The organism is Mesorhizobium sp. P2_D1 (genome assembly GCF_056404455.1).
Genome location: NZ_JBFUDZ010000099.1, coordinates 1 through 9075, shown reverse-complemented (window position 1 = coordinate 9075; position 9075 = coordinate 1). Strand labels below are relative to the sequence as shown.

The 9075-nt window shown below is 62.5% G+C and carries 10 protein-coding genes and 1 pseudogene; 5 read left to right on the top strand and 6 right to left on the bottom strand.

What is annotated here, in order from left to right; genetic code table 11:
* A partial coding sequence (locus AC1D0I_RS31810; protein ID WP_477400082.1) for an aldo/keto reductase occupies positions 1–181 on the bottom strand: 181 nt, incomplete at its 3' end.
* 176 nt (positions 182–357) lie between these two features.
* On the opposite strand from AC1D0I_RS31810, the gene AC1D0I_RS31805 reads away from it, so the two are divergent.
* Together AC1D0I_RS31805 and AC1D0I_RS31800 are read left to right on the top strand one after the other, a co-directional pair.
* The gene (locus AC1D0I_RS31805; RefSeq protein WP_477400081.1) at positions 358–924 is read left to right on the top strand and encodes an SIS domain-containing protein; all 567 of its coding nucleotides are present in this window, start codon (positions 358–360) and stop codon (positions 922–924) included.
* Positions 925–927: 3 nt separating this feature from the next.
* Positions 928–1671: a creatininase family protein gene (locus AC1D0I_RS31800; protein ID WP_477400080.1), complete on the top strand. Its 744-nt coding sequence runs from the start codon at positions 928–930 to the stop codon at positions 1669–1671.
* Here AC1D0I_RS31800 and AC1D0I_RS31795 read toward each other — a convergent pair.
* The 4 genes from AC1D0I_RS31795 to AC1D0I_RS31780 form a co-directional block, all read right to left on the bottom strand.
* Complete coding sequence (locus AC1D0I_RS31795; protein ID WP_477400079.1) at positions 1668–1982, bottom strand: hypothetical protein; 315 nt, start codon at positions 1980–1982, stop codon at positions 1668–1670. The two genes, AC1D0I_RS31800 and AC1D0I_RS31795, sit on opposite strands and share 4 nt — an antisense overlap.
* A 3-nt stretch (positions 1983–1985) precedes the next feature.
* Positions 1986–2903 (bottom strand): carbohydrate ABC transporter permease, encoded by a 918-nt coding sequence (locus tag AC1D0I_RS31790; protein WP_457153676.1) that lies wholly within the window; start codon positions 2901–2903, stop codon positions 1986–1988.
* A 12-nt stretch (positions 2904–2915) separates the two neighbouring features.
* Positions 2916–4037 carry a carbohydrate ABC transporter permease gene (locus AC1D0I_RS31785; RefSeq protein ID WP_477228802.1) on the bottom strand — a complete coding sequence of 374 codons (1122 nt, stop codon included), beginning with the start codon at positions 4035–4037 and terminating at the stop codon, positions 2916–2918.
* An 88-nt stretch (positions 4038–4125) separates the two neighbouring features.
* Entirely contained in the window at positions 4126–5790 is a 1665-nt protein-coding gene (locus AC1D0I_RS31780; RefSeq protein WP_477400078.1) for an ABC transporter substrate-binding protein, read from the bottom strand.
* Positions 5791–6077: 287 nt separating this feature from the next.
* On the opposite strand from AC1D0I_RS31780, the gene AC1D0I_RS31775 reads away from it, so the two are divergent.
* From AC1D0I_RS31775 to rbsK, 3 genes are read left to right on the top strand one after another with little or no spacing between them, the layout of a single operon-like run.
* Positions 6078–7136, top strand: coding sequence for an ABC transporter ATP-binding protein (locus AC1D0I_RS31775; protein WP_477400077.1), 1059 nt, complete (start codon positions 6078–6080; stop codon positions 7134–7136).
* A gap of 27 nt (positions 7137–7163) precedes the next feature.
* The gene (locus AC1D0I_RS31770; RefSeq protein ID WP_457154674.1) at positions 7164–7616 is read left to right on the top strand and encodes an RbsD/FucU family protein; all 453 of its coding nucleotides are present in this window, start codon (positions 7164–7166) and stop codon (positions 7614–7616) included.
* 4 nt (positions 7617–7620) lie between these two features.
* Positions 7621–8553: a ribokinase gene (rbsK, locus tag AC1D0I_RS31765; protein WP_477400076.1), complete on the top strand. Its 933-nt coding sequence runs from the start codon at positions 7621–7623 to the stop codon at positions 8551–8553.
* Positions 8554–8650: 97 nt separating this feature from the next.
* Here the strand turns inward: rbsK and AC1D0I_RS31760 are convergent.
* A pseudogene (locus AC1D0I_RS31760) lies at positions 8651–9075 on the bottom strand (calcium-binding protein); the annotation flags it as partial.

Here is a 9075-nt window from a genome sequence, read left to right as displayed (position 1 = left end):
GCCCATAGAGCGGCGCGGTGTCATAGTAGCGGCAGCCGGTCGCCCAGGCGGCCTCCAGCGTGGCGTTGGCGTCCTCGTCCGAGACGGCACGGTAGAGATTGCCGAGCGGCGCGGTGCCGAAGCCGAGCTCGGTAAAAGGGATGCCGCCATTGCCGATGCGGTCGAAGTGCCGTGTCTTCATATTCTGCTGTCTGCCTCACTTGATTTGTCTGACATGACACTATCATGCCTGTGGCTCGGCAAAAGCGTTGCGGATCGTTGGACACGCATTTTCGCGGTTGCTAGCATGAGCGAAATCAAGCTGTTCGTCGAACCAAGAGCGACAATCCCCGGGATGATTTCGATGCCAGGTTCGCCGTGACCGACAACAGCGAAAATCCGTTCAGGACCGCGCTTGGCGAACTCGGCAGCGTGCTGGCACGCGTCGACGGCAGCCGCATCGACGCCGCGTGCAAGATGCTCGCAGGAGCCGGACAAATCGTCGTCTATGGCTGCGGCCGCGAGGCCTTGCAGGTCAAGGGCTTTGCCATGCGGCTCTATCATCTCGGCCTGCCGGTCTCAGTGGTTGGCGACATGAACACGCCACCGCTGGGGCCCGGCGATGTCTTCCTGGCCAGTTCAGGGCCGGGAGAAACCTCGACCGTGCTGACCCTGATGCAGGTCGCGCATGGTGCCGGCGCAACGAACCTGCTGCTGACAGCCCAGGCCGAAAGCAGTGCGGCAAGACAAGCCGATTTCACGCTGCTCATTCCCGCTCAGACCATGGCCAACGACCAGGGGACCAAGAAAACGTCGGTGCTGCCGATGGGTTCGGTGTTCGAAGGGGCGCTGTTCCTGCTGTTCGAGGTGATGGTGCTGAAGCTCAGGGATTTGATCGGCGCTTCGCCGGAAGCGATGCGCGCTCGCCACACCAACATGGAATAGACCATGCGCTACGAACTGATGCTGCCGCACCAGATCCGCAAGGCGATCGCCGAGAACTGGCCGGTCGCCTTGCCGCTCGGCGTGCTCGAATACCATGGCGAGCACATGGCCGTGGGCATGGACACGCTGGCTGTCATCAAGACGCTGGAGCTGTTCGAGAAGGAGCGTGACATCGTCATCCTGCCGCCCTTCTACTATGGCGCGGCAAGCTACGCGGTGGCGGCGCCGGAAGGCAGCGGCTCGGTGCAGGTCGGCGGCAACGCGCTGGCGCCGTTCGGCGAAGAGCTGTTCTACAGCCTGCTGCGCATCGGCTTTCGCAACATCCACGCCATCATCCACCACCAGACCGAGAATTTCGCCGCCGGCATGCCAACCGATCTCGCCTTCAAGACCGCCGGCCGGCAGGCGATCTTCCGCTTCCTCGAAAAGGAGCGCGGCGAGGGCTGGTGGGGCTCGGAGGCGATGGCTGGCTATTATGCCCAGCACGCCGAGGGCGGCAATTTCTTCAACTGGGTGCAGGTGCATCCGCTGATGTCGGCGGCAATGAACGGCAAGTACCCGTTCGACCATGCCGGCATCGGCGAGACGTCGCTGATGCTTGCGCTATGCCCGGAAGCTGTCGATGCCAGTCACTTCGAAGACAACAAGAGCTGGTACACCGCGACCGCCAAGGACGCTTCGGCCGAGCTCGGGCAGAAGGGCGTCGCCATGATCATGGATCATTTGCGCGCGATCCTGAGGAGCTAACCGCCGATTTTCCGCCGCTCCGCCCTATAGTCGGTGATCGACTTGTCCGGATCGCTTTTGGTCGCCACGGCCCAGATGAAGGTGCCGCCGCCGGCAATGGCAAGGATGGCAAACAGCGCGATGCCGAGCGGAAATATCCTGGTGTAGAGCACGATCAGCAGCATCGACAGGCCGCCTCCCACCATCGCCACCACAAAGCCGGCGATGACGGCGCGTCCTTGCCAGGCGATCGGCATGACGCCCTTGCCGTAGCGGTCGTAGCCCTTGTGGCCAACGCGGATGTTGCGCGCGAACCAGTATTTGGCAGACATCGCCTATTTCACCGCGCCCGCGGTCATGCCCATGATCAGATAGCGTTCGAGCGCGATGCCGATGACGGCCAATGGCGCGATTGCGGCAGTGGCCAGCGCTGCCATCGACCACCAGTTGATGCCTTGCGAGCCGGTCTGGCTCGCCACCATGACCGGAATTGTCTTGGCGTCGGTCGAGGTCAGCAGCGCAGCGAAGAAATACTCGTTCCAGCACAGCACCATCGCCAGGATGAAGGCGGCGACCATGCCCGGCAGCGCGATCGGCATGACGATCCGGAAGAAAGCCCCCCAGATCGACAGCCCGTCCACGAGCGCTGCTTCCTCGAGCTCGACCGGTATGGAATTGAACTGGTCGCGCATGATCCAGATGACGATCGGGAGCACCATCAGCGTGTAGAGCAGGATCAGTCCGACGCGCGTGTCGAGCAGGCCGACCTCCCGGTAGAGCACCAGGAAGGGCAAGGCCAGCACCACCGGCGGCAGGATCAGCTGCGACAGGAAGAAGAACGAGATGTCTTCGTTCTTGAACCAGGCGAAGTGGTAGCGATAGCGGGTAAGGCCGTAGGCGGCGAGGCTGCCGATGATGATGGCGAGGCTCGACGCGCCGACCGAGGTGATCACAGAGTTCATGAAGCGCTTGAAGAACTCATCGCGCACCGTCGAGGTCTGGAAGATCGAATCCGGCGACAGGCCGAGAGAACGCCAGCCCTTCCAGTCCGGCTGGAAGTCGACGAACGGGATCAGGTGGCCCTGGGTGACRTCGACCGCCGATTTGAACGAGGTGGTTATCGTCCAGTAGATCGGAAACAGGCAGATGAAGGCCCAGAACACCAGCGCGCCATAGATGAAGACGCGGCTGGTGATGAAGCTCGCCGGCGAGCGGATTTCGGAAACGGTGTACTCGGTGGTTTGAACGCTCATGATCCCGGCCGCTCAGTTGACGTTGCGCACGAAGCGGTTGGCGAATTTCAGCAGCCAGGTCACGAACACGACGATGATGATGAGATAGACCATCGCCAGCATGGTGCCGTAGCCGACATTCGAGCGGTCGCGATATTCGCGGTAGATGAAGCTCGATACCGAATCGGTGGCGCCGCCCGGGCCGCCCGACGTCACCGTGATGATGATGTCGGCGAGCTTCAACTTGAAGATGATGCGCAGGATCACTGCCGTCACCGACACCGGCAGCATCAGCGGGAAGGTGACCTGCCAGAAGGTCTGCCACGCATTCGCGCCGTCGACCCGTGCCGCTTCCAGTATCTCACGCGACATTGCCTGCAGGCCGGCGAGCAGCATAATCATCATGAACGGGATGAAGGTCCAGGCATCCAGGACCATGATCGAGATGCGGGCGATGATCGGGTCGCTGAAGAAGGCCGGGTTTTCCCAGCCGAGATAGCGCGCCAACGTTGCCGCCGGCCCGAAGCGGTATTCCATCAGCGATTTGCCGACCATCCACGACACCGCGACCGGCGACAGCATCAGCGGCATCAGGAAGACGACGCGGAAGAATTTGCGGGCGCGGATCTGCGCGTTGAGCAACAGCGCCAGGCCAAAGGCAATGACATATTCGACCAGCACGGCGAGCACATAGAGCACCATGTTGAACAGCGCGTTGCGGTAGTAGGGATCGCCCAGCATCTGCCAGAAATTGGCAAGCCCATTGAACTTGCGGCCGCTGAAGGAACTGAGGTTCCAGTCGGTCAGCGCGATATAAAAACCGAACAGCGTCGGGAAGATCACCATGGCGATGGTAAACAGCAGCGCCGGCAACAGGAACAGAGCACGCTGGCCGTCCTCGCCGCGTGTCAGCACCTGGCCGATACCGAGCGCCACGCCCCACAGAACATAGGCATAGACGACAGGGCGCCACGTCTCGAAGCCGATGGTATCGGCTTCGGTCTTGTACAGGATCTCCAGCACGATCACCGCCAGCAGGCCAAGCGTCGCAACAGCCATCAGCGCCCAACCGAGGCGTTTTCGGCCGGGCGAAATCAGATCGGAAGGGTCGGCATCTGCCGGCCACTGGTTCGCGGTCGAAGTCGGGTCAGTCACAAATCTCGCCCGTTTGAAGGCTCATCGAGGAGCCGGAGCCGGTCTGCTGTGGTCCGGCGTTGCCGCCGGACCACGGTTTCACAATAGCCTACATGCCGAGCGAAGCTTTGTAGAGCTTGACCTGCTTTTCGCGGCCGATCTGGTCGGTCAGCTTCTCCCAGGCCGCTGCGATGGCGTCTGCGCCTTCTTGCGCCTTCATCTTGCCGGCGAAGGTGTTGGCCAGAATATCCTCGGCGGCGCTGTAGTACTGGAAGATGCCGGGGATACGCGGCTCGATCGCCGCGTTCGGATGGTTGTACGAATCGCCTTCCGACTTCAGGTACGAGGTGATGAAGGCCTCGTCGTAGCCTGCCGCCACCCATTCCGGAATGTCGAAGTGGGAGTTGCGATAGGGCTGGAAGCCCGACGGATACATCGCCGTCCAGATCGACAGGTCCTTGCCGCCGAGATGGGCGGCAGCCGACCATGCCGCCTTCTTCTTCTTCTCGTCGGCATCGACGCGGGCCATGACATAGACGCCCCAGCCGAGATAGGCGCAGTTGGGCGAGTAGTTCGGCCCGCTGGCGAGCTTTTCCCACTTGCCGGTCTTGGAATTGTAGACGTCGTCGGAGCCGGGCAGGATCGAGAAGCCGGTGACGTCGCCGATGACCGAGGAATCATTGGTCTTGACGTTGGAGCCGATGTCGCCCCACCAGGGGATCATCGAACCGGTGCCGGCCAGGAACTGCTGGAAGCCGGTGGTGTTCGGGTCGGCGTTGATCTGGTCCGCCGGTTCGTTCGGCAGCGCGTCGATGACGTCCTGGATTRCCCGCACCCAGGCCGGGTTGTTGATTCGCGGCTTCATCGTATCGGCGTCGAACAGCCAAGCCTTGTCATCGGGATGCTTGGCGTAGGCGGTGGCGCGGCTGCCGAGGAAGTAGAAGCCGAAACCGCCCCACGGCTTGGGCGCGTCGAGATAGCCATAGACGTCCTGGCCCTTGAACTTCTTGCCCTTGAGGAACTTGGTGACCGCCTGGACCTGTTGCCAGGTCTTCGGCACGCCCCACTCGCCTTCACCGCCGCCATCCTTCCAGGCCTTGGCGAGGTCGGCATCGGCGAACACGTCGGTGCGGTAGTTGAAATTGTGCGTGTCGCCGTCAATGGTCACGCGATACTGCTTGCCATCCCAGGTGCCGACGGGAGGCTTGAGATAGTTGACCAGATCGTCGAAATCGATTTGCTTCTTGACCCAGTCGGGCATCTCGGACGTCAGGCCCTTGCCGCAGACATCGCCTTCGAACGGCGCGCCCATCTCGATGATGTCGAAGTCGACGGTGCCGGTGGCGATCGATTGCTGCAGGCGGGCGTTGTAGTCGGCCTGCGCCAGATCGATCCAGCTGATCTTGGCACCGGTATAGGCTTCCCACGGCTTCAGGAAGCCACGGAACAGCACATTGTGCAGGTTCTGGTTGTTGAGACCCATGAACGTCAGCTCGACGCCGGCGAACTCGCCTTCCTTGACGTTGGCCTTGGTCGCTTCGAGGCAGAGTTCACCGACCTTCTGGAAGTCGGCGTCGGTCGGCTGACCTTTGCCAACGCCGGGGATCTGCAGAATCTTCGAGCGCAGTTCGCTTGCGGCGGAAGCCGGCCGGGTGAAAGCGCCGAGCCCGGCGCYGGATGCGGCCGCGATCGCAGCCATGCTGGCCGCGCCCTTCAAGATGTCGCGCCTTGTGGCGCCGGCACGGACCAGTTTATCGTAAAGACCTGTTCTCATCGACTATTCCTCCCAGAATTCAGTGTGAATGGATGTGGCCATTCTGTCGGACGCTGGAGCGCCAGCGATACGTCCGGCTCGGAAACGAATTAGCAGGACCCCACCCTGCGTCGATTGAAGCTCCGATTGCGGATCTGGTTCCGACTTTGGACCAGCACTCGTCACTATTCTCACAACCAAACGCCGTGTCAACGAGGGCAGGTTTTTATCTATAAGAGACTGACTTGCCCTGACCGATTGCGTTGGTTAGCTTCTGCGCCTACGGCAGTGGAGCCGATGGGGGAGATATGGCGCAAGTCGCAATCAGCAAGGTGGCCAAGGCGTTTGGAACCGTCAAGGTTCTGCACGAAGTCAGCGTCGATATCGCCGACGGACAGTTCGTGGTCCTGGTTGGTCCTTCGGGTTGCGGCAAGTCCACGCTACTCAGGATGGTGGCCGGGCTGGAGACCGTCTCCGGGGGCACGATCGCCATCGGCGACCGCATCGTCAATCATTTGCCGCCGGCCAAGCGCGACATCGCCATGGTGTTCCAGAACTACGCGCTTTATCCGCACAAGACGGTCGAGCAGAACATGGCCTTTGCCCTCAAGCTGCGGAAAACCGATCCGGCCGTGGTCGCCGAGCGGGTCAAGCGCGCCGCCGACATCCTCGACCTCAACCCCTACCTGAAGCGCTATCCCCGGCAGCTCTCTGGCGGCCAGCGCCAGCGTGTGGCGATGGGCCGCGCCATCGTGCGCAATCCGCAGGTGTTTCTGTTCGACGAGCCGCTGTCCAACCTCGACGCCAAGCTGCGCGTTCAGATGCGCACCGAGATCAAGGAATTGCACCAGCGGCTGAAGACCACCACCATCTACGTCACCCACGACCAGATCGAGGCCATGACCATGGCCGACAAGATCGTCGTCATGCGCGACGGCCGCATCGAACAGGTCGGCGCGCCGCTGGAACTGTTCGACAGGCCGGCCAATCTTTTCGTCGCCGGCTTCATCGGCTCGCCTTCGATGAACCTGCTCAAGGGCACCATGCGCAAGGGTGGCAAGGCCGGCGTCGAGATATCAGGCTCACTGTTCCCGATTGCACCGGACAACGCCGCGAAGGACGGGCAAGCTGTCGTCTACGGCGTGCGGCCGGAGCATCTCGAGATCCATCCCGATGGCGTGCCGGCGAGGATTTCGGTGGTCGAGCCGACCGGCTCGGAAACGCTGGTGTTCCTGCGCTTCGGCGAGGGTGAGATGGTGGCACTGTTTCGCGAGCGCCACGACTTCAAGCCGGGCGACATGCTTACCTTGAAGCCACGGCTCGACCAGATCCATCTCTTCGACGCCGAGACCGGCAAGCGTCTCTGATCTCCAACCGACTTCACGAGGAATACCATGCTCAAAGGGATCAATCCGTTGCTCAATGCCGATGTGCTGCAGGCATTGCGGGCGATGGGCCATGGCGATGATTTGATCATCGCCGACACCAATTTTCCGGCCGATTCGGTGGCGCGCCAGACGGCGCTCGGCCGCCTGCTGCGCATCGATGCGCCGGCCGCCGACGTGGCCAAGGCCGTGCTGTCGCTCTACCCGCTGGACACGTTCGTCGACGATGCCGCGGCGCGCATGGAGATCGTCGGCAAGCCCGACGAGATCCCGCCCGTGCAGAAGGAAGTGCAAAAGGAAATCGACAAGGCCGAAGGCAAATCGTGGCCGATGATCGCGGTCGAGCGCTACGCTTTCTACGAGCGCGCCAAGCAGGCCTATTGCGTCATCCAGACCGGGGAGCGCCGCTTCTATGGCTGCTTCGCCTTCCGCAAGGGCGTTGTGCCGCCGGATGCGGAGTAGCGGCATGGTCTCGGGCAAGCCTGTCGTCATCCTTGGTGTGTTCGTCGCCGACACCGCCTACCGCGCCGATCGCCAGCCACGCATGGGCGAGACGATCCTCGGCAACTCGTTCAAGCTGGGGCCGGGCGGCAAGGGCTCGAACCAGGCGGTCGCCGCCGGCAAGCTCGGCGCCGACGTCACCTTCCTCACCCGCCTCGGCGTCGACCCGTTCGCCGACATGGCGAGGCAGACCTGGGCTGGAGCAGGCGTCAAGGATGCCGTCATCGACACGCCGGAAAGCTACACCGGCGCCGCCTACATCTTCGTCGAGGAGACGACCGGCAACAACGCCATCATCGTCAGTCCCGGCGCGGCGATGCTGATTTCGCCGACCGATATCGAAGCCAATAGCACGCTAATCAGCAGCGCCGGCGTCTTCGTCACCCAGCTCGAACAACCGATCGATGCCGCGCTGCGGGCGCTGGAGATCGCGCGCGGGGCAGGGGTGACGACCATCCTCAACCCGGCCCCGGCGGCAAAACTTCCCGACCGCATCTACACGCTGTGCGACTATCTTACGCCCAACGAGACGGAGACGGAGGAATTGACCGGAATGAAGGTCTCCTCGATCGATGAGGCGCGCGCCGCCGCCGCAAGCCTGATCGAAAAGGGCGTCGGCACGGTCATCGTCACGCTTGGTGACAAGGGCGCGCTTTTGCACTCCATGAACCGCTCCGAGCATGTTCCCGCCGTTAGTGCAGGGCCGGTTGTCGAGACCACGGGGGCGGGCGACGCCTTCAACGGAGGCCTCGCCGCAGCGCTGTCTCGCGGTGTCGAGCCGCTGCAGGCGGTGCGTTTCGCCTGCGCCGTCGCCGGTATTTCCGTGACGCGACCGGGCACCGCGCCGTCGATGCCGACGCTGCAGGAGGTCGAGGCGCTGCTGGCGCAGGCGACCTGACAGCCTTGTGTAGGCGACCGTCTGTGTTCGATCCTTATCGGTGACGATCATTTACGGCCGAGATCATTTGGCTGTGCGAGCGTGAAAATCGATCTGGCTAAATCACCACGAAATCGGCGTTGGTGAGCGCGAGGTTGGCGGCGAGTGTGGCGAAATGGGTCGAGCCGCCAGCCGCACTGCCGTTGCTGTCATAGTAGAGCCAGCCGGTATCCGTCTCATAGATGATGTGGTCGTTGCCGTCGCCGGCAAGGCCAGTCGTGTTCTTGACGAACTGGTCGGCGGTCAGCGTGCCGTTGCCGCCAAGCGCTGCAAAGATCGCATTGTCGACGTGGATGGTGTCTTCGACCACCGAGAAGTCGGTGATGTGGTCGACATTGGTCGAGGCGTTCAGCGCCGTGGTGAAGACGAAACTGTCGTTGCCGGTGCTGCCGGAGAGCGTGTCATTGCCGAGGAGGCCGTCGATGACGTTGTTGCCGGAATTGCCGGTGATGATGTTGGCGGTCGAGTTGCCGGTGCCGTTGA